The 17,755-nt window shown below is 67.0% G+C and carries 19 protein-coding genes; 9 read left to right on the top strand and 10 right to left on the bottom strand.

What is annotated here, in order from left to right:
- The first annotated feature begins 22 nt into the window (after positions 1 to 22).
- Complete coding sequence (locus NDI65_RS14320; RefSeq protein ID WP_089780898.1) at positions 23 to 742, top strand: cob(I)yrinic acid a,c-diamide adenosyltransferase; 720 nt, start codon at positions 23 to 25, stop codon at positions 740 to 742.
- A 64-nt stretch (positions 743 to 806) separates the two neighbouring features.
- On the opposite strand, the gene NDI65_RS14315 is transcribed toward NDI65_RS14320, so the two are convergent.
- From NDI65_RS14315 to NDI65_RS14280, 8 genes are all read right to left on the bottom strand, one after another.
- The gene (locus NDI65_RS14315) at positions 807 to 1,895 is read right to left on the bottom strand and encodes a LeuA family protein (RefSeq protein ID WP_310893767.1); all 1,089 of its coding nucleotides are present in this window, start codon (positions 1,893 to 1,895) and stop codon (positions 807 to 809) included.
- The gene (locus tag NDI65_RS14310; protein ID WP_089780894.1) at positions 1,896 to 3,161 is read right to left on the bottom strand and encodes a CaiB/BaiF CoA-transferase family protein; all 1,266 of its coding nucleotides are present in this window, start codon (positions 3,159 to 3,161) and stop codon (positions 1,896 to 1,898) included.
- Positions 3,158 to 4,309 (bottom strand): ABC transporter ATP-binding protein, encoded by a 1,152-nt coding sequence (locus NDI65_RS14305; RefSeq protein WP_310893766.1) that lies wholly within the window; start codon positions 4,307 to 4,309, stop codon positions 3,158 to 3,160. Before NDI65_RS14305 ends, NDI65_RS14310 begins: the two co-directional genes overlap by 4 nt.
- A complete protein-coding gene (locus tag NDI65_RS14300) occupies positions 4,309 to 5,175 on the bottom strand; it encodes a carbohydrate ABC transporter permease (protein WP_089780890.1) in 867 nt (288 codons plus the stop codon). The genes NDI65_RS14305 and NDI65_RS14300 overlap by 1 nt, the downstream gene beginning before the upstream one ends.
- A gap of 1 nt (position 5,176) precedes the next feature.
- Positions 5,177 to 6,106: a sugar ABC transporter permease gene (locus tag NDI65_RS14295; RefSeq protein WP_089780888.1), complete on the bottom strand. Its 930-nt coding sequence runs from the start codon at positions 6,104 to 6,106 to the stop codon at positions 5,177 to 5,179.
- Positions 6,103 to 7,347, bottom strand: a complete 1,245-nt coding sequence (locus tag NDI65_RS14290; protein WP_310893774.1) for an extracellular solute-binding protein — start codon at positions 7,345 to 7,347, stop codon at positions 6,103 to 6,105. The genes NDI65_RS14295 and NDI65_RS14290 overlap by 4 nt, the downstream gene beginning before the upstream one ends.
- 364 nt (positions 7,348 to 7,711) lie before the next feature.
- Entirely contained in the window at positions 7,712 to 8,350 is a 639-nt protein-coding gene (locus NDI65_RS14285) for a helix-turn-helix domain-containing protein (protein WP_007276311.1), read from the bottom strand.
- A 141-nt stretch (positions 8,351 to 8,491) separates the two neighbouring features.
- Positions 8,492 to 9,364 (bottom strand): universal stress protein, encoded by an 873-nt coding sequence (locus NDI65_RS14280; RefSeq protein ID WP_089780886.1) that lies wholly within the window; start codon positions 9,362 to 9,364, stop codon positions 8,492 to 8,494.
- Between the two features lie 126 nt (positions 9,365 to 9,490).
- On the opposite strand from NDI65_RS14280, the gene NDI65_RS14275 reads away from it, so the two are divergent.
- The 3 genes from NDI65_RS14275 (at position 9,491) to NDI65_RS14265 (ending at position 12,300) form a co-directional block, all read left to right on the top strand.
- Entirely contained in the window at positions 9,491 to 10,174 is a 684-nt protein-coding gene (locus NDI65_RS14275) for a hypothetical protein (protein ID WP_310893765.1), read from the top strand.
- A gap of 125 nt (positions 10,175 to 10,299) precedes the next feature.
- Positions 10,300 to 11,439 carry a hypothetical protein gene (locus tag NDI65_RS14270; RefSeq protein WP_089780883.1) on the top strand — a complete coding sequence of 380 codons (1,140 nt, stop codon included), beginning with the start codon at positions 10,300 to 10,302 and terminating at the stop codon, positions 11,437 to 11,439.
- Between the two features lie 84 nt (positions 11,440 to 11,523).
- Positions 11,524 to 12,300, top strand: coding sequence for a hypothetical protein (locus tag NDI65_RS14265; protein ID WP_089780880.1), 777 nt, complete (start codon positions 11,524 to 11,526; stop codon positions 12,298 to 12,300).
- A 54-nt stretch (positions 12,301 to 12,354) separates the two neighbouring features.
- On the opposite strand, the gene NDI65_RS14260 is transcribed toward NDI65_RS14265, so the two are convergent.
- Positions 12,355 to 12,822, bottom strand: a complete 468-nt coding sequence (locus tag NDI65_RS14260) for a peptidylprolyl isomerase (protein ID WP_089780878.1) — start codon at positions 12,820 to 12,822, stop codon at positions 12,355 to 12,357.
- A 110-nt stretch (positions 12,823 to 12,932) separates the two neighbouring features.
- On the opposite strand from NDI65_RS14260, the gene NDI65_RS14255 reads away from it, so the two are divergent.
- On the top strand, positions 12,933 to 13,763 hold the full coding sequence (locus tag NDI65_RS14255) for an alpha/beta hydrolase (RefSeq protein WP_089780876.1): 831 nt from the start codon (positions 12,933 to 12,935) through the stop codon (positions 13,761 to 13,763).
- Here the strand turns inward: NDI65_RS14255 and NDI65_RS14250 are convergent.
- Positions 13,744 to 14,112: a rhodanese-like domain-containing protein gene (locus NDI65_RS14250; RefSeq protein WP_089780873.1), complete on the bottom strand. Its 369-nt coding sequence runs from the start codon at positions 14,110 to 14,112 to the stop codon at positions 13,744 to 13,746. The genes NDI65_RS14255 and NDI65_RS14250 overlap by 20 nt on opposite strands.
- 102 nt (positions 14,113 to 14,214) lie before the next feature.
- Between NDI65_RS14250 and NDI65_RS14245 the strand changes: the two genes are divergently transcribed.
- The 4 genes from NDI65_RS14245 to NDI65_RS14230 all read left to right on the top strand — a co-directional run bounded on the left by NDI65_RS14245 (position 14,215) and on the right by NDI65_RS14230 (position 17,755).
- A complete protein-coding gene (locus tag NDI65_RS14245) occupies positions 14,215 to 14,814 on the top strand; it encodes a class I SAM-dependent methyltransferase (RefSeq protein WP_089780872.1) in 600 nt (199 codons plus the stop codon).
- Between the two features lie 429 nt (positions 14,815 to 15,243).
- Positions 15,244 to 16,146, top strand: coding sequence for a hypothetical protein (locus NDI65_RS14240; protein ID WP_089780870.1), 903 nt, complete (start codon positions 15,244 to 15,246; stop codon positions 16,144 to 16,146).
- 143 nt (positions 16,147 to 16,289) lie between these two features.
- On the top strand, positions 16,290 to 17,162 hold the full coding sequence (locus NDI65_RS14235; protein WP_089780868.1) for an amidohydrolase family protein: 873 nt from the start codon (positions 16,290 to 16,292) through the stop codon (positions 17,160 to 17,162).
- Positions 17,163 to 17,269: 107 nt separating this feature from the next.
- Complete coding sequence (locus NDI65_RS14230) at positions 17,270 to 17,755, top strand: hypothetical protein (RefSeq protein ID WP_089780867.1); 486 nt, start codon at positions 17,270 to 17,272, stop codon at positions 17,753 to 17,755.

Below are 17,755 nucleotides of genomic sequence, written 5' to 3'. Positions count from 1 at the left end.
GACACCGACTTCGAACCCAACGATGACCGACACACCCGACGAAACCCCCGAAACAGACGACGAGACCACCCCTGACGCGGTCCGGGCGAACACGCCCGGCCGCGGCGTCCGCCCCGAGGCGGCCGCCATCGAACCCGCCGCGCCCGACGACTTCGGCCTCGTGCAGGTGTGGTGGGGCGACGGCAAGGGCAAGACCACGGCCGCGATGGGCATGGGCTTTCGCGCCGCCGGCCACGGCTACCGCGTCCACATGCTCCAGTTCCTGAAGGGCGGCGCGGACTCCGTCGAGGCCGTCCGCGGCGAGTACAACGCCATCGACGCGATGCCCGGTTTCTCCTTCGAGAACCTCGGCCACTACGGCTGGGCCGGCATGGCCGACGGGAGCGACGACGACGACCACGAGGCGCAGGTCGCCGCCGGCCTCGACCGGGCGCGCGAAGTCGTCGACGCCGCGGCCGACGCCGACCTCTCGGAACCGCTCGACCTCGACGGCCCGCCGGAAGCGGGCGTTCATCTCCTCATCATCGACGAGGTCCTCTACGCCGTCGCGATGGGACTGCTCGACGAGGCCGACGTGCTCGACCTCGTGGAGCGGAAACCGGAAACCCTCGAACTCGTGTTGACCGGAAGCCACGAGGAGCCGACCTACCTCGAAGACGCCGCGGACCTCGTGACCAACGTCCGAAAGGGGAAACACCCCATCGACGCCGGCCAGCGCGCGAGAAAGGGGACCGAGTACTGAGAGCGTCGGCCGGTCCGACGTAGCGTCGAATTTAGCGCCGAAACAGCGCCGAAACAGCGCCGACTCAGAGCCGTCGGGCGATGTCCAGCGCCTCGTCGGTCGGAACAGGTTCGTCCAGCGCCCGTAACGTCTCGACGAGCGCCGCGACCCGCGATTCGTCGGGGTCGTCGCCGACGCGCTCCAAGAGCCGTCGGGCCGCGCCGGTCCCGCTCTGCGGGCCGAAGTAGAGCGTCCGCGACCCGCCGAAGACGGCCGGGTCGAACGGCTCGAACGTCGCCGGGTCATCGAGCATCGCCGCGGTGTGAAGCCCGGACTCGTGGGAGAACACGTCCGCGCCGAGCACCGATTTCTCCGCCGACACCGACTCGCCGAGCGCCGTCAACACGTCGTTTGCCCGGGGGATGAGCGTCGCGGGGTCGAGCGCGGGGCGGTTCACGGCGCGGCTCGTCTCGGCCGCGACGACGAACTCCTCGACGGGGACGTTGCCGGCGCGCTCGCCGATGCCGGCGACCGACACGTCCACCTTCTGCACGTCGTGGGCGACCGCGGTGAGCGCGTTGGCCGTGGCGACGCCGAGGTCGTCGTGGAAGTGGACGCCGAGGCGAGTCGGGTCGGCGTCGAGGTCGTGGAGGAACGACGACACCTCGAACGGCGTCTTCGAGCCCACGGTGTCCGCGATAGTGAGGTACGTCGCGTCTATCGAGTCGAACAGGCCAGCGAGGAACGCGGGGTCGGTCCGGAAGCCGTCCATCGCGGTGAAGTGGACTTCCAGCCCGGTCTCGGCCGCGGAATCGACTGTCTCGCCGACGAGCGAGCGCAGTTCGTCCTCGCTCTTGCCGAGCAGTTCGGTCCGCTGTCGCTCGCTGGTCGGCGCGAACACGTCGATGACGTCGACGCCGGCGTCGACCGCGGCCTCGACGTCCTTCGGGACGGCGCGGGCGATACCCGTCAGTTTCGTCTCCACGTCGACGGCGTCGCAGACCGCTCCGGTCTGTGCGCCCGCAATCGGGAAGCCGACCTGCACGTAGTCGACGCCGAGGTCGTCGAGGGCGCGGACGGCCGCGACTTTCTGCTCCGTCGTGTAGGACGCGCCGGGTCGCTGTTCGCCCTCGCGGCAGGTCACGTCGAGGAGGACCGGCTCCGCGGCGGCCATTCAGACACCTCCCGCGCGCCGGAGCGCGTCGATGTCGGCGTCGTCGTAGCCGAGCGACGAGAGGATGGCCTCGGTGTGCTCGCCGAGCTTCGGCGGGTCGGTCGATTCGGGGCGGTCGAAGCCGCTTGCGACGACGGGGAACCGCGGGACGCTGACCGACCGCGACGTTCCCTCGGCAGTCTCGACCTCGGTGAAGAAGTCGGTCGCCCGCAGGTGTGGGTCGGCGGCGACCTCGTCCATCGAGTTCACCTTGGCGACGGGGACGCCGACCTCCCGCAGGCCGGCGACGAGGTCGGCCGCGGGGAGCGTCTCGCACTCGGCGCGGAGCAGGTCCATGAGTTCGTCGAGGTTCTCCCGGCGGTCCGGGAGCGTGTCGAACCGGTCGTCCTCGTGGAGGTCGAGCCCGAGCGCCTCACAGAGCGCCGCCCACTGGCGCTCGCCGGAGGGACCGATGAACACCCACTCGTCGTCGGCCGTCTCGAACACGTCGTAGGGTGCCCAGTTGGGGTGCGACGCGCCCATCGGCCCCGGCACATCGTCGTAGGCCTCGGTGTACGCGAGCCAGTAGCCCATCATCGAGACGGTGGACTCGAACAGCGGCGCGGTCACCTTCGACCCCTCGCCGGTCCGGTCGCGGCGGTAGAGCGCCCCGAGGACCGCTATCGCGCCGTAGAACGACGCGGCCATGTCGGCGATGCTCGTGCCCGACCGGACCGGGGGCATCCCCTCGTGGCCGGTGACGCTCATCAGCCCGGACAGCGCCTCGGCGATGGGGTCGAGCGCGGGGTACGACTCGTAGGGGCCGGGGTTGAACCCCTTGATGGAGCAGTAGACGAGCCCCGGATGCGTCTCTCGCAACTGCTCGTAGCCGATGCCGAGTCGCTCGGCGGTTCCCGGCGCGTAGTTCTCGACGACCACGTCGGTCTCGTCGAGCAGGTCGAAGAACGCGTCGAGCGCCGCGTCGGACTTGAGGTCGAGCGTAAGGCTCCGCTTGTCCCGGTTGACGTAGTTGAACGAGCTGTTTCCGACCGGCGACGACCCGCGGATGAGGTCGCCGCCCTTCGGGTGTTCGACCTTGATGACGTCCGCGCCGAGGTCGGCGAGGAGCATCGAGCAGAACGGCCCGGCGATGATGTGGCCGAGTTCGAGGACGCGCACGCCGTCGAGCGGAAGCCCGGACGTCGCCGACGCGGTCGCAGAGCCGGTCGCGTCCGCGGCAGTCTCGGCGCTGGCGCTCTTGGCGCGCTCGGCGCTGTCGCCGCTCATGGAGTGACGCCCCCCGTCCCCGCCGGCGACGACGAGCGCTCGCCGGCGCGCTCGGAGCCGAAGAGTATCGTCTCGCCGTCCTCGCCGAAGACGAACGCGTCGGCGAGGTCGAACGACACGTCGAGTCGGTCGCCCGCGACCGCGTCGTCGACGGCGTCGCTCACCACGTCGAAGGAGGTGCCGTCTTCGAGGCGGCCGTGGACCACGGACTCGGTCCCGAGCGTCTCGACGACCTCCACGTCGACCGAGAGCCGACACGCCCCCTCGGAGCCCACGTCGAGGTACTGCGGCCTGATTCCGAGTCTGACGCGACCAGCGGTCGGGGCGTCGACGCCGGCCGGAAGCGAAAGCTCGAATCCGGGGCCGACGAGCGCGGTCCCGCCGTCGTTCGCCTCGACCGTGCAGTCGACGACGTTGGTCGAGGGCATGCCGATGAACTGCGCGACGTACTCCGAGTTCGGGTAATCGAACAGCCGTTTCGGCGGGTCGACCTGCGCGAGTTCGCCGTCGCGCAGGAGGACCACTTGGTCGCTCATCGTCATCGCCTCGGTCTGGTCGTGGGTGACGTAGACGACGGTCGTGTCGAGTTCCTGGTGGAGCCGCTGAATCTCGACGCGGAGGTCGGATTTGAGCTTCGCGTCGAGGTCGGACATCGGCTCGTCCAGAAGCAGCACGTCGGGGTCCTGTACGAACGCGCCGCCGAGGGCGACGCGCTGTTGTTGGCCGCCGGAGAGTTCGGCGGGCATCTTCTCCAACTGCGCCTCGATTTGGAGGACTTCGGCGGCCTCGTCGATGCGCTCGTCGCGTTCCGCCTTCGGAACGCCGTGAATCTTCAGCCCGTAGCCGATGTTCTCGCGGACCGACATGTGCGGGTAGAGCGCGATGGACTGGAACACCATCGAGACGTTGCGCTCCTGCGGCGGGAGGTCGGTCACGTCCTCGTCGCCGAACGAGACGGTGCCCGAGGTGGGCGTCTCCAACCCGGCCAACATGCGCAGGGTCGTCGTCTTCCCGCAGCCGGAGGGGCCGACGAAGGTCGTAAACGAGCCTTCGGGGATGTCGAGGCTGAGGTCGTCGACAGCGACGTGCGTGTTTCCGAGGGTGCGAAACTCCTTTCTGACGGTGTCGAGGTGGATGCTGGTTGCCATTATTCGAGGCCTCCAACGCTGAAGCCCTGGAGGAGGTATCGTTGCAGGAACAGTGCGATGAGGAACGGCGGAATCGAGATGAGAAGCGAGACGGCCATCGTCTCGCCCCAGCCGATGCTGACGCGGTCCAAGAACAGCGACGCGCCGACGGTGATGGTGTACATCTCGTCGCGGCTCATCACGACGCGCGCCATGGTGAAGTCGTTCCACGCGACGGCGAACGCGAAGATGGCCGCGGAGATGTAGCCGGGCCGGGCGACCGGCAGGACCACGTCTCTGACGGTGCGCCAGCGACTCGCGCCGCGGACCCACGCGGACTCTTCGAGCGCGATGGGAACGGTCTGGAAGTACTGCCACATCAGCCAGATGCAGAACGGCGCGGAGATGGCCGTCAGCGCGAGGGTGAGCGCGAAGTGGCTGTTGAGCAGGCCGAGCGTCGAGAAGACGACGTACAGCGGGATGGCGAGGACGATGGGGCTGAACATGTACGAGAACAGCACCGCCCGCGCCGCCAGCGACTTCCCGGTGAACTCGAAGCGCGTCAGGCCGTAGCCCGCCGCGACCGCGATGGTCGTCGAGAGCACGGTCGAACCGAGGGTGACCACGAGGCTGTTGACGAAGTACCGGACCGTGTCGGTCGACCCGAGGAGCACGAGGAAGTTCCGGAGCGACGGCTCGGTGGGAAGCAGGTTCACCCGCCCGCCGGCGAACGTCGTCGCCGGCGACTGGATGGCGATGACCACCATCACGTACACCGGGATGACGGTGAACACCGAGATGAGAAGCGCCGTCAGGTAGACGGCGATTCGCTGGAGGCGCTTCTGGGTGTCGTGGGAGACGAGGCCCCGACCGGTGGAGGTCGCCATCTCACGCCACCTCCTGTTCGGGGGCGAACGCCCGGAAGTAGACCACCGCGACGCCGGCGAGGAGGAAGAACATGACGCCGGCGAGCGCCGTCGCCATGCCGAAGTTCACCTCGCTGAACGCGAGTTGGTAGACGCGAATCGGGAGCGTCGTCGTCTGCTGGAGCGGGCCGCCCCGGGTCGAGAGGTAGATGATGTCGAACTTGTTGAACATCCAGATGCCCCTGACGAGGAGGATGATGAGAATCGCGCCGCGGAGGTGCGGGAAGGTGATGTCGCGGAACGCCTGCCACGTCGTCGCGCCCTCGACCCGCGCCCGCTCGTAGAGGTCGGGGTCGATGGCCTGCAGGCGGGCGAGCAGGATGAAGAAGGCGAAACTGGCGAACTTCCAGACGCTCGTGACGACGACCGCCGGCATGGCGAACTCCAGCGTCGAGAAGAAGGCTATCGGCTTGTCGATGAGCCCGGCATCGACGAGGAACTGGTTCAGAATCCCGATGTTGGGGTCGAGGATGAACTTCCACATGAAGATGACAACGAGCGTCGGCAGGAGGTACGGGAAAATCATCAGCGTCCGCAGGGCGTCGCCGCCGCGGATGCGCTGGTTGATGACGAGCGCGAGCCCCAGCCCGATGACGAGGCTCAGCCCCGTCGTCGCCACCGCGTAGACGACGCTGTTCCAGAGGAAGCCCCAGAACGCGCCGTTGCCCAGCAGTTCGGCGTAGTTGCCGAGGCCGACGAACTCGGGGTTCCGCACGGGCGACGCGAACAGGCTCATCCCGAGCGCGTAGACGATGGGGATGACCCAGACCACGACGAAGAACGCGAGCATCGGCACGAAACACGCCGCCAACAGGAGCGTCGTGCCGTCCACGTCGCGCTCCCGGAGGGCCGACCCGGCGGCCGCCAACCGCGATTTGAGGGCCGTACTCATTGCAATCCGCGGAGCTGGTCGGCCAGCCAGTCGGCCGTCTCGTCGGGCGTGAGCCCGCCGACGAGGAGCTGGTCAGCCGCCTGTCCGAAGAGCTGTTCGCTGTAGGCGTCGGCCGCGACGATGTTCGGCGCGCCGTCGTCGCCCGTCGCGAGGACGCTCGTGAAGGCGTCCCAGTTGTCGCGGACGAGGTTCATCACGTCGGGGTGCTGTTGGATGACCTCGTTTTCGGTCACCTCGGGCGCGTCGAGTTGCTCCCGCGTCGGCGGGAACTGGAACAGCGGCGCGGAGAGCACGAAGTCGAAGAAGCGCGACGAACTCGTGAAGAAGTCGACGAACGCCTGCGCGCCCTCGGTGTTCTGGCCGTCGTTGCGGACGAGGTGGCCCTCCATGTACGACCACCACTTGTCCTGTGCCGCCCCGCTCGGCACGGGGAAGGGCATCGGACTGAGGTTCTCGACGAGGTCGGGGCGGTTGGCCTGAATCGTGAGGATGGGGAGGCCGCCGACGCTGGCGATGGCCGCGGCGTTCTCCTGTTGGAGCGCGCCGATGGCGTCGCCCCACGCCCACCCCGACCCGTTCGGCGAGTGCTCGGCCATCGACTGGACCCACTCGAACGTCTCGACGGCCGCCTGTCGGTTGTCGCCGTCGTCGAGTCTGACCTCGATGCCGTCGGAGGGGCCGCCGTAAATCTCAACGTCGTTCTGCCAGAGGTACTGCGTCATCTGGGTGTCGGCGTTGTTCGTCTGGCCCGACTGGACGACGTAGCCCTCCATCGACCCGTTGTCCGACACCTCGCCGGCGGCCTCGACCCACTCGCTCCACGACGCGGGCATCTCCGAGTAGACGTCGTTTCGGTACCAGCCCATGAGCGGTTCGACCATCGCGGCCGCGAAGTACGACTCGCCGCCGACGGTGACCGGGTCGGGGAGGTCGTTATCTTGGACGGCCCCCGTGACCGGCGCGAGGACGCCGTCGCGCTGGAGCCGATACGCGTCCGTCGAGGTGTCGAAAAGCAGGTCCGGCGGGTTGCCCGCGGCGACCATCTTCTGCATCTCGGCGTCCGAAGATGTCCCCTTCGCCGTGTAAATCATCTCGACCGTGTGGTCTGTCTCCTCCTCGAACTCGGCGATGATTTCGTCCATCACGTCCTTCGAGTCGCCCCGGTCCGAGAGGTATCGAATCGGCTCGTTGGAACCGCCGCCACCGCCACCGCCGCCGCCCAGACAGCCAGCCGTCGTCACCGCCGCCGCGCTCCCGACCGCCGCGAGGAACGTCCGGCGCGACGACCCGCGCGTTTTCCGCCCGTCGCCACCGCGTGAGTGATTCCCATTTATCATGGTAATTGCAAACAATACGTACACCGGAAGAGGGCACGGGAGTAGTGCCTACCCCTGTTGGCTCTTTATATTGGTTTTCGAAGATATGGTGACGTATTTCAGGTGTACTAGGCGCTTAAAAGCCGGCTCGCGGCGCGCTGGGGGCCGAACCGGTGGGAGTCGGGGAGGAACCGGTGGGAGTCGGGGAGGAACCGGGAGGAGTCCAGAGGAACCGGAAGGAGTCCAGAGGAACCGGAAGGAGTCGAGAGGAGCCGGGAGGAGTCGGAGGTCAGGTGCTGTCGGGGTTCGCGGGCGTCGTCGCGTCGGCGAGCGCGTCGCTGAGGAGTTTCTTTTCGGCCCGGCGGAGGTGTTCCAACACGGTCGGCCTGCTCACCTCGAACGCCGCCGCGATTTCCTCGACCGTGACGCCCCGCGGCCAGTCGTAGTAGCCGCGTTCGAGCGCGTAGCCGACGACCTCGGCCTGCCGCTTCGAGAGCCGCGTGGAGGGGCCGACGAAGGGTTTCAGCCGCCGGAGTTCGACGGTCCCGAGCGACCGGAGTCCCGAGATGATTGCCTTGAGGTCGGCCCGCCGGAACACGACCACGTCGAAGACGCGCGAGCGCCCGTAGAACTGGCTCATCCGCTGGAGCATCCCGTGGTTCTCGCGGATGATCGGGAGCGCGCCGGACGACCGCTTCGTGATGAGCAGTTGGTCGTCGCCGACGAGTTCGAGGTCGCTGACGACCTCGCTGGCGGCGAGCCGCTCGGCCATCTCGTCGCGGTGCTCGCCGGCGTCGACGACGAAGCGGATGTCCGTCTCGCCGAGCACCTCGCAGTTCGTCACGACGACCGGGCCGTCGACGAGGTCGCTCACGTGCGACAGCACGTAGTCCTCGTTCAGTTCGAGGAGGATGGTCGCGCGGAGCATCGCTATCGAGACCTCCGGCTGTCGGGGATAGACGGGCGTCCGAGACGGTCCTGTTCGACCACGGTTACTGCGCCGATACGTCGCCCGCGGGTAATAGCTGTATCCCGAGTCGGACGACCCGCCGTCAGCGACCCGGTGGGGTTACTCCTCCGCCGGCGACACCGTGATGACGGGAACCGGAACGCTCCGGACCGTCTCCTCGGCGACGCTCCCGAGGAGGATGCGGTCGACGCCGCTCCGCCCGGTCGTCCCCATGACGACGGCGTGGATGTCGTTGTCCGCGACGTACTCCCGAATCGCCTCGCTCGGCGAGCCGTGTTCGATGGTCTCGGCGAGCTTCGTGACGCCGTGTTCGTTCGCCTCCTCGACGACCTGCGAAATCGCCTCGTTCGCGCCGCGTTCGCTCTCCTCGCCGGAGAGCATCGACCGCACGTCGAACCCGAGCGCGGAGTCGTCGACCACCGAGAGGACGTGGACCGTCGCGTCGAGTTCGGCGGCGAGCGCGAGGCCGTGGCTCGTCGCCCGCTTCGCGGAGCGACTGCCGTCGGTCGGGATGAGGATGCGCTCGTAGGGGAACGTCAGCTCCTCGTCGGGCTTCATGCGGGCGGTGAGGACCGGTCGGTCCGACAGGCGGACGACCTTCTCCGTGACGCTCCCGCGGAGCTGTCGGGAGATGCCCTCCCGTCCGTGGGTCGGCATCACGATGAGGTCGTAGTCGTACTCATCGGCGTACTCGACGATGGTGGGCGCGGGGTTGCCCTGCACCACGTCCGTCGAGTAGTCGACGCCGAGGTTCTGGAGCGTCTGCGACGCCTCCTCGACGACGCTCTCGCCCTCGCGTTCGAGCGCGTCGACCACGTCGTTCCCGACCACGGTGACGCTGTCGCGGGTCGTGTCGGCGACGAAGAGCAGTCGAATCTCCGCGTCGTCCCAGTGGGCGAGTTCGCTGGCGTGGTGGAGGACCGCGCTCGACGACGTGCTCTCGTCGACCGGCAGGAGGATGCGCTCGTACATGGCTTGTCATACACCCGGTCGCCGGTAAGTCCTTTCGCCGGACGGCGTCCGCAGACCCTCGTCCCCGGCGTCGCTGACCCCAACCGGGCCACACAGTTATCATCGGACAGTCACAATCGAACGGCCATGGCACCGACGGACGAGTCTCCGCACGAAAGCGGTACGCGGCCGCGACGCAACCGACGACAGCGACGCCAGCGACGCGACGACGACGAGACCGGCATCGACGCGTGGCTCGACGCGACGGTGTACTTCGGGCTCGGACAGCACCTGCTCCTCGCGCTGCCGATGCTCTGGGTCGCCTTCATGACCGTCTCGACGCCCGTGGCGGTCACGACCGCGGCCGTCGTCTCGCTGGCGGTCGCCTGCCTCGCCATCGGCGCGCTCCGCATGAACGCCGTCTCCGTCGGCGCGCCGTGGCACCGCATCGAGGACAGCGAACTCGGTCTCGGGCCCGACGCAGGCTACGGCTTTCTCCTCCGCCGAGCGGCCTACCTGAACGCGACGCTCGGCCTCGGGACGTTCCTCGGCGCGCGCGCCGACCTCGCCGGCGCGGGACTCGTCGGCTCTGTCGTCGTCGCCGGCGGCGTCGCGCTCTGTGCGATGCTCGCGCTCCCACGACTGCGCGCCGCGCCGGCCCGCACGTCGGCCGCGGCCGCCGGAGCTTACTACGCCGTTTCGCTCCTCGTCGTCGCCGCGTTCCCGGGCACGGTCGACCTGTTTTCCCTCGCGCCGTCGGTCGCGCTCTGCGTGCTCGCGGTCGCGGTTGCCGCCGCGTTCGACGTGATGAGCGGGCGAGACCGTCGCTGACGGCCTCTCAGCTCCGCGGCCGTCCCGCCGCCGTCCGCGGGCATCAAGTTTTCAACCCTCGCGCACCGACTCGTCGGGCATGACACCGATTCCGCGACCGGGACGCCCGCCCGAGGTGCCGCGGCGTGGCTGACGCCGCGCTCGCCGACGACCCCGTGACGGCGCTCCGCACGGCGGCCGACACCCTCCGCGACCGGCGCGAGGCGGTCGACGACGTCGGCCGCGAGGAGCTTCGAACGCTCGCGTCGGCCGTCCGCGACGTGACGGGGATTCTCGACCGACACGAGGAGCAGGCGACCGACGACCTCGAAGGCTACGTCGCGTTCCGCGAGGCGCTGTCGAACCGGCTGGAGGAGGTCCCCGCCGACGTGCGCCACAGCGACGCCTTCATCGACGCCAACGAGTCGCTCACGACCGGCATCACCTCGTCGCTGTCGGCGTCCGACTTCGAGCAGGCCAGACGCGAGTTGGCCCCCGCCCGCGAGGAGGCGGCGCTCCTCGACGAACTGGACGAGGCGAGAGAGGACTACCGGAGCGCCCGCCGGCGGCTGCGGGAGCGCGCGGACGAACTCGACGCGCGAATCGACCGCCTCGAACGCGTGCGGGAACTCGGCGAGGCCGACATCGACGCGCCGGTAGACGAACTCCGCGACCCCATCGAGCGATACGACGACGCCGTCACCGAGGCGTTCGAGCGGTTCCGCGCCGAGTCGTCGGCCGGCGACGTGCTCTCGTGGCTGGCGGCCGCCGAGTCGTACCCGCTGGTCGGGACGCCCAGTCCGCCCGAGCGACTGCGCGAGTACCTCGAAACCGCCGCCATCGGCGACGAGCCGATTCCCACGCTCGTCGAGTACGCCGGCTACTCGCGGTCGAAACTCGACCACTACGTCGACGACCCGAAGCGGTTCTCCGCGGCCGTCGGGACGAACAAACGGTTTCTGGAGACGCTCGACGCCGACCCGCTGACCGTGTCGTGGCCCCCGGAACCCGCCTCGGAACTCCGCTGGCGGACGAAGGAACTCGTCGCCGTCGTGAGTCGGTTCGCCGACGACGAGACGGTCGCCCGCGCCCGAGAGGTCCACGAACTGACGTACGGGGAGTCGTACGACCGCCTCCGCGACGCCGCGGTCGCCCGCGCCGAACTCACCGAAGACCAGCGTGAGCGGCTCCAGCGGGGCGTCGTCGAAGAGGAGTTGGCCGACGCCCGCGAGGAGCGCGAGCGGGTCGAAGACTGCCTCGACGCGAACCCGCCGCTGGACGACTGAGCGTCGCCCGGCGACCGCGGCGGCGAGACCGGGCAGCCGGACGGCGACAAAAAGCACTTACCCGACTCGGCGGAACTCCCGGTAATGCGTCTCCGGAAACTCGCCCTCCTTCTCGCGGTGGTCGGTCTCGTCTGCCTCCCCGCGCCGGTGTACCTGCCCGCGCTGGCGGACGCGACGTCGCCGCCGCCGCAAACCTCGCAGTCGTACCGAGCCGAGACCGTGTCGCTCGCGAACGAATCCGACGTCGAGACTATCGTGAGTCGCCACGGGCGGACGGTCTCGATTTCGGTGCACCAGGTCAGCCACCGGTACTCGGCCGGCGAGTACCGCGCGCCGAACGAGACCCGCGAGACGCTGGCGGCGGCGATGCGGAGCGGCACCGCCCGGACCGCGGCGGCGGGCGCGAGAGCCGACCTCCAAGCCATAGCGCGGAACAACACGTACGTCCACGACGCCTACGGCGAGCGCGACCAGTACTACCGGTTCAGCGTGGAAGAAAACGGCTCGCTCGTCACCGCGCGAAACGCCACGCTCCAGCGCGTCGCAAACGCCACCGTCGAGCGAGGGGCGTATCGCTACGAGAACCTCTCGCCGGGGGCGAGAGAGACGGTCGATAGAATCCTTCGGAACTCCTCAGATGAGGACTTCGGCTACCGACCGCGGGTGAACGACGCCTTCGTGGACCGCCTCCCGGCGCTCGTCGAGAAGGATGGAACGCTCCACAGCATCACCGTCTACGGCCACGTCGACGACTTCGGCTTCGGAATCGAGCTCGTCGTCGGCCTCGGGGTCGCCGGGGTCGGCGCGGTCCTGATTCTCGTCGGGGGCGCGCTGTACGCCGTCGCGTGGTGGCGCGAGTAGCGAGAGAAAAAACGCACCGAGCCGCGAGATTGCGGCTCAGTTCGGTTCAGCAGTTCAGTTGGCGTCGAGGATTTCGACGTCGAAGACGAGCGTCTCGCCCGCGAGTTCGTGGTTGAAGTCGATGCGGACCACGTCGTCGTCGGCGTGGACGATTTCGCCGAGGCCGCCCTGCTGGGTCTGGACGTACAGGCCCTCCTCGGGCTCGTCGCCGAGCACCTCGCGGAGCTGTTCGGTCTCGTGCTCGCGGACGAGGTCCTCGTCGTACTCGCCGTAGGCCTTCTCCGGCGGGATTTCGATGCTCTCCTCGTCGCCGACGGACATGCCGACGAGCGCCTCGTCGAGCCCCTCGATGACGGTTCCCGCGCCGACCTCGACCGCGAGCGGTTCGTAGTCGCGGTCGGGCTGGGCCTCCGCGAGACCCTCGGCCTCGGCCACGTCCTGACGCGACGTATCGAAAATCGTGCCGTCCGGGAGCTGTCCGACGTATTCGAGCGAAACGGAGTCGCCGGTTTCAATCGTCATACCGCGTACTCTCTGCCGGAGACGGATAAGTGGCCGTACTATCGCCGAGAGTGTGAGTGAACTGTCACATCGAGGCGCGCGCTCATGCTCTCGGCGCGCCACTAGGTCGCGTGGCGTTCGCCCGAACGAACGGTATCGACACCTACTACGAGCGGCGAGGCGAGGGGACGCCGGTGGTCTTCGTCCACGGGGCGGTTCTCGACCACGGTCAGTGGGACCGCCAGACTGAGGTGCTGTGCGACGGCTACACCACCGTCTCGTACGACGTTCGAGGACACGGCCGAACCGGCGGGTCCGACTTGGCGACGTACTCGATGGAGCTGTTCGCCGACGACCTCGCCGCGCTCGTCTCGGAGTTGGGTCTCGACAGACCCGTGGTCTGCGGGCTCTCGACCGGCGGCTGTATCGCGCAAGCGTACGCGATGCGGTACCCCGACGGGCTCTCGGGGCTCGTCCTCGCGGACACGTTCTCCCCGGTCGTCTTCGACCGCCTCGAACGGTTCCAGCGACTCGTCGTCCCCCGGTTGGCGATTCCGTTCGTTCGACTCGTCGGCTACGAGCGCGTCGAGAGAATCATGGTCTGGTTCCAAGAGCGGCTGTCGGGAACGACCGCGGGCGGCGACTACGGAAACGTCGAGCGTCTTCGGGAGGACGGCCCGCCGATGGCGACCGACGAGTTCGCGAAAGTGATTCGGGCGGTCAGTCGGTTCACCGACTCGTCGGTCGTCCTCGGCGACATCGACGTGCCGACGCTGGTCCTGTACGGCGAGAACGAACTCCCGTTCGTGCGCAGGCACGCCGCGACGTTCGGCGATGGGATTCCGACCGTCACGGTCCGCGCGGTTCCCGACGCGGGCCACGCGTCGAACCTCGACAACCCCGCGTTCTTCGAGGACGCCCTCCGGGAGTTCCTCGACGGCCTCAGAACAGTCGCCAGATGAGTGACCGGAGTCTGTAGCCAAGCGACCCGCGCTGGTAGCCGTTCCACCCGCTCATGCCGCCCGCGAGCGTCGCCGCGTCGTACCCCTCCTCGCGGAGGAGCCCCGTCGCCCGCTTTGCGACGATACCCATCTTACAGACGACGACCACGTCGCGGTCCCGCGGTATCTCGTCCAGTTGACTCCGAAGCGAGGCGTCGTCGCCCGACCGGAGATCGTCGTAGACGGGGACGTTTCGGCTCCCGTCGATTGCGCCGCGTCGGTAGTTCGACTCCGGACGGACGTCGAGGACGAACGGGCCGTTCCCGTCGGCGAGGCGGGCGTCGAGCTCGTCGGGGCGAATCGAGGGCACGGATACCACCACGTCGCTGCCGCGGAAAGCGCTGGCGCTTCCGCGTCCCGCCCGCCGGGAGCGACGCCGTAGCTTGAACACGGCGGTCCGCGTAGCGCCCGTATGGAGTGGGACGAACGCTACCGGACCGGAACGTACCCGACCGACCCGGAGCCGTCGCCGGTGCTCCGGGCGTACCTCGACGAACTGCCCGACGGCCGCGCGCTCGACGTGGCGGCCGGCAACGGCCGCAACGCGCTGTTTCTCGCCGCGAACGGCTACCGGGTGGACGCGCTCGACCAGTCGAGCGAGGGGCTGAGCATCGTCGACGAGCGCGCGCAGTCCCGCGGGTTCGCCGACCGCGTGGAGACGATTCGGGCCGACGCGACGACCCACGACTTCCCCGAGTCGACGTACGACCTCGTCACAATCAGCTACTTCCGGACGCTGGACCGCCTCGCCGACATCAAGGCGGCGCTGAAGCCCGGCGGCGTCCTGTTCTACCAACACCACCTGCGGGCCGACCCGCCGGCGACGGTGGGGCCGAGCACCGACAGATACCGCTTCGACTCGAACGAACTGCTCCGCGCCTGTCTCGACCTCACGGTGCTCTACTACGACGAATCGACCGAATCGCGCGACGACCGACAGTCCGCGACGGCGACGATTATCGCGCGGAACACGCGGGGCGGGGCGCAGTCGTATCCGCGGAGAGAGGAATAGAAAAATAACAAAACCGACACACCAAATCGGGAGTGGCATAGGATTCCTGATGCGCGTTATAACGACCGAAGTAAAATAAATCATAGAGAGTTTCTGAAACACTCGTCTTTTTATTCCGAGTTGAATTGCGCTCACACCCGATATTAGACCGCTTTTTCAGGGCACCGACGGTAGAGTTAGAAACGTAATATGGATTTGAAAGGTAGTTTATCTAAATATCCGTTGCGAGACTGCCCGGCGACGCGCTGTCTTCTTTTGAGAAAGTGTTCGAATAATATTGTTTTTCAACGCTCCCCCCGGACCGGTCGGTCGGCGAGAGCAGATAGGGTCCGAACGATGTCCCGGACACGAAGTCGGACTACCGGCCCGCCCGGATTCGGTTCTCTAATCTGAGAAACACATATGTTCTTTCGGGTTCGAACCGATGGTATGTCAACGGACTGGTTCGCTGAATCGGGTTCGACGGGAGAGGTGACCATCGAAGAGCGCGACGGTGCGTGGTTTCTACAATCAGCCGAGTCCGAATCTGACGTGAAATGTATCTTTGAGGACGACAGCTCGCTCTCGGCTTCGTCGGGCCCCCAACGAGTCAGTATCATCGTCTCGAATTACATGAGAGGGCGCGGCAACGAGGTGAACTACCTTTTCGCCTCAATCGGAGACGACCCATCGAGCTCGAGTTCCAAGGCCACGGAACCGTCGGCGAATCGGGACGGAGTTGCGGCCTCGAACACAGATTCAGGCGACACCGGGACTCGGAATCCGACCCGAACGCTCTCGGAACTCACCGGGAGCGGGGCGTACGTGACGGTGGAGGCGACCGTCGACGAGGTCGCGTGGGTCAACAAGAACGACCCCGAGACGCCGGACATCCTCGGCTACCTCACCGACGAGAGCGCACCCGAAGGCGTCGTGTTCGTCGTCCCCGAGGGCGTGAGCCACCCGTACCTCGGCGAGGGCGCGCGGTTCGAGTTCGCCGGTGCGAAGGACCACCACTACCGCGCGAAAGACCAAGTACAGCTGCTGATAACGGACGCGACGCAGTTCACTCAGCTCGCGTCGTCGGATGAAGGCGTCCACGGGTCGGGACGCGGCGGCGGGCGGGCCCGGGGTCGGTCACCGGGCGACCGCGAGAAACTCGGAAGTCTTCGAGACATCGCAGAGAGCGCCATCGGCGACGAGACGTTCGTCGAGACGCAATCGGGCGACGACTCGCTCGTCGGGGCAGCGAAGCGTCGCGCTCGAAAGCAGCAGCGCGACCCCGCCATCGACCCGCGAACGCGCGCCCTCGACGAGGACGAAGGAGAAAGTTCGAACCGAGACGACGACTGACCGGCGACCCTAACGGGATTGGCCAATGACTGATTGGGTTGCGCGTCGAATCACCTCCCGTGGCGGTACGCCAACGCCGCCGCGCCATCATTCGGTTGGCTCCGTCCGTTCGATTTTTATCGCTCCGCGACGGTCATACACGAATGACCGTGTTAGATTGGCCCGACGAGCCGCGCATCATCGACACGCACGCCCACCAGCCGACCGCGGAGTTCCTCGAAGACGCCGGCGGCGAGATGATGCGGGACGCGGCGAACAGGTTCGGCGCGGAGATGGAGACGTGGAGCTACGAGGAGATGATAGCCGAGTACCGCGAGCACAACATCGGGCGGGCGGTGCTCCTCGGGTGGGACGCCGAGACGAACACCGGAAATCCGCCGGTTCCGAACGACTACGTGGCCGAAGTCAGAGACGCGCACCCCGATTTCTTCGTCGGGTTCGGGAGCGTGGACCCCCTGAAAGACGACTGCGTCGAGGAGGCGGTCCGATGCGTCGAAGACCTCGACCTCTCGGGGTTCAAGTTCCAGCAAATCGCACAGGGGTTCGACCCGAGCGACGACGAACACAGGGCGCTGTTCGACACCATCGAGGACCTCGGCGTGCCGGTCGTCTTCCACGGCGGGAACTCCACGCTCGGGGCGTGCTCGCCCGGCGGCCGCGGTCTGAAAATCAAGTACGGCAACCCGATGCTCATCGACGACGTGGCCGCGGAACACCCGGACCTCCAGATTCTCATCGCTCACCCGGCGTACCCGTGGGAAAGAGAGCAACTCGCCATCTGCCAGCAGAAGGGCAACGTCTACATGGACCTCTCGGGGTGGCTGCCGAAGTACATCGATGAGCAGGTGCTTCACTACGCCAAGACCGTCTTGCAGGACAAGGTGATGTTCGGCACCGACTACCCGATGATTCGACCGGGGCGGTGGTTCGAGTCGTTCGAGGAGCACTTCGACGCCTCCGAGGAGGTGAAGCGAAAGCTCCTCTGGGAGAACGCGGAGCGGTTCCTCGATGTATAGATATATCGGATGCTCTAGTTCAGTAACATTCAATATGTGTTCTGAATGCGTTTTCGTATGGGGATTGGGATAGTTAACGTTCAGATGCAGCATAGTTGGGGCGGGCGATGAAGTACGAGGATAGACAGCTTACTGCGAAGCAACAGGCAATTCTCTATAAAAAGAGAGACAACCCGGACTGGTCCAACACGCGCATAGCAACCGCCGTCGGTTGCTCTGATTCACACGTATCAGAGACGTTGCGAAATTACGACCCAGACAAGCTCAACGACGATGGAACAATTGCGGTAGCCGTCGAATCAGAAAAGAGGTCTGCGGGCGGCAGGTTGAAATGGGTAATCGCGAGCCTATGTGTCCAGTTTTGGGGCATATTGTATGCGTTTGGCGGCCCAAATAGCGGCGCAGTAAGTGGAGACCAAGCGTTACTCGTGTTTCTCTGCGCCTGGATAGTCACGCCTGTCTTAATCTTCGCTGATGCTCAGTTACAACATGCCGAGCAGGTGTCCGACCGGCCAAACAGAGTCGTGTGGCCAATAGCGTCATTTCTCGTACCAGTTGTTGCATCACTGTACTACGTTGTGAAGCGCGCCTAA

The sequence above is a fragment of the Haloferax sp. S2CR25 genome (assembly GCF_031624535.1).
GTDB lineage: Archaea > Halobacteriota > Halobacteria > Halobacteriales > Haloferacaceae > Haloferax > Haloferax massiliensis.
Note: the sequence above shows the minus strand (reverse complement) of the source record. Positions and strands in the feature narration are given on the sequence as shown.

Bases quoted from the DNA above. Each gene is read 5' to 3' on its own strand.
- NDI65_RS14320 (WP_089780898.1), top strand. From the start codon at position 23: ATGACCGACACACCCGACGAAACCCCCGAAACAGACGACGAGACCACC.
- NDI65_RS14315 (WP_310893767.1), bottom strand. From the start codon at position 1,895: ATGGCCGCCGCGGAGCCGGTCCTCCTCGACGTGACCTGCCGCGAGGGC.
- NDI65_RS14310 (WP_089780894.1), bottom strand. From the start codon at position 3,161: ATGAGCGGCGACAGCGCCGAGCGCGCCAAGAGCGCCAGCGCCGAGACT.
- NDI65_RS14305 (WP_310893766.1), bottom strand. From the start codon at position 4,309: ATGGCAACCAGCATCCACCTCGACACCGTCAGAAAGGAGTTTCGCACC.
- NDI65_RS14300 (WP_089780890.1), bottom strand. From the start codon at position 5,175: ATGGCGACCTCCACCGGTCGGGGCCTCGTCTCCCACGACACCCAGAAG.
- NDI65_RS14295 (WP_089780888.1), bottom strand. From the start codon at position 6,106: ATGAGTACGGCCCTCAAATCGCGGTTGGCGGCCGCCGGGTCGGCCCTC.
- NDI65_RS14285 (WP_007276311.1), bottom strand. From the start codon at position 8,350: ATGCTCCGCGCGACCATCCTCCTCGAACTGAACGAGGACTACGTGCTG.
- NDI65_RS14280 (WP_089780886.1), bottom strand. From the start codon at position 9,364: ATGTACGAGCGCATCCTCCTGCCGGTCGACGAGAGCACGTCGTCGAGC.
- NDI65_RS14275 (WP_310893765.1), top strand. From the start codon at position 9,491: ATGGCACCGACGGACGAGTCTCCGCACGAAAGCGGTACGCGGCCGCGA.
- NDI65_RS14265 (WP_089780880.1), top strand. From the start codon at position 11,524: ATGCGTCTCCGGAAACTCGCCCTCCTTCTCGCGGTGGTCGGTCTCGTC.
- NDI65_RS14260 (WP_089780878.1), bottom strand. From the start codon at position 12,822: ATGACGATTGAAACCGGCGACTCCGTTTCGCTCGAATACGTCGGACAG.
- NDI65_RS14245 (WP_089780872.1), top strand. From the start codon at position 14,215: ATGGAGTGGGACGAACGCTACCGGACCGGAACGTACCCGACCGACCCG.
- NDI65_RS14240 (WP_089780870.1), top strand. From the start codon at position 15,244: ATGTCAACGGACTGGTTCGCTGAATCGGGTTCGACGGGAGAGGTGACC.
- NDI65_RS14235 (WP_089780868.1), top strand. From the start codon at position 16,290: ATGACCGTGTTAGATTGGCCCGACGAGCCGCGCATCATCGACACGCAC.
- NDI65_RS14230 (WP_089780867.1), top strand. From the start codon at position 17,270: ATGAAGTACGAGGATAGACAGCTTACTGCGAAGCAACAGGCAATTCTC.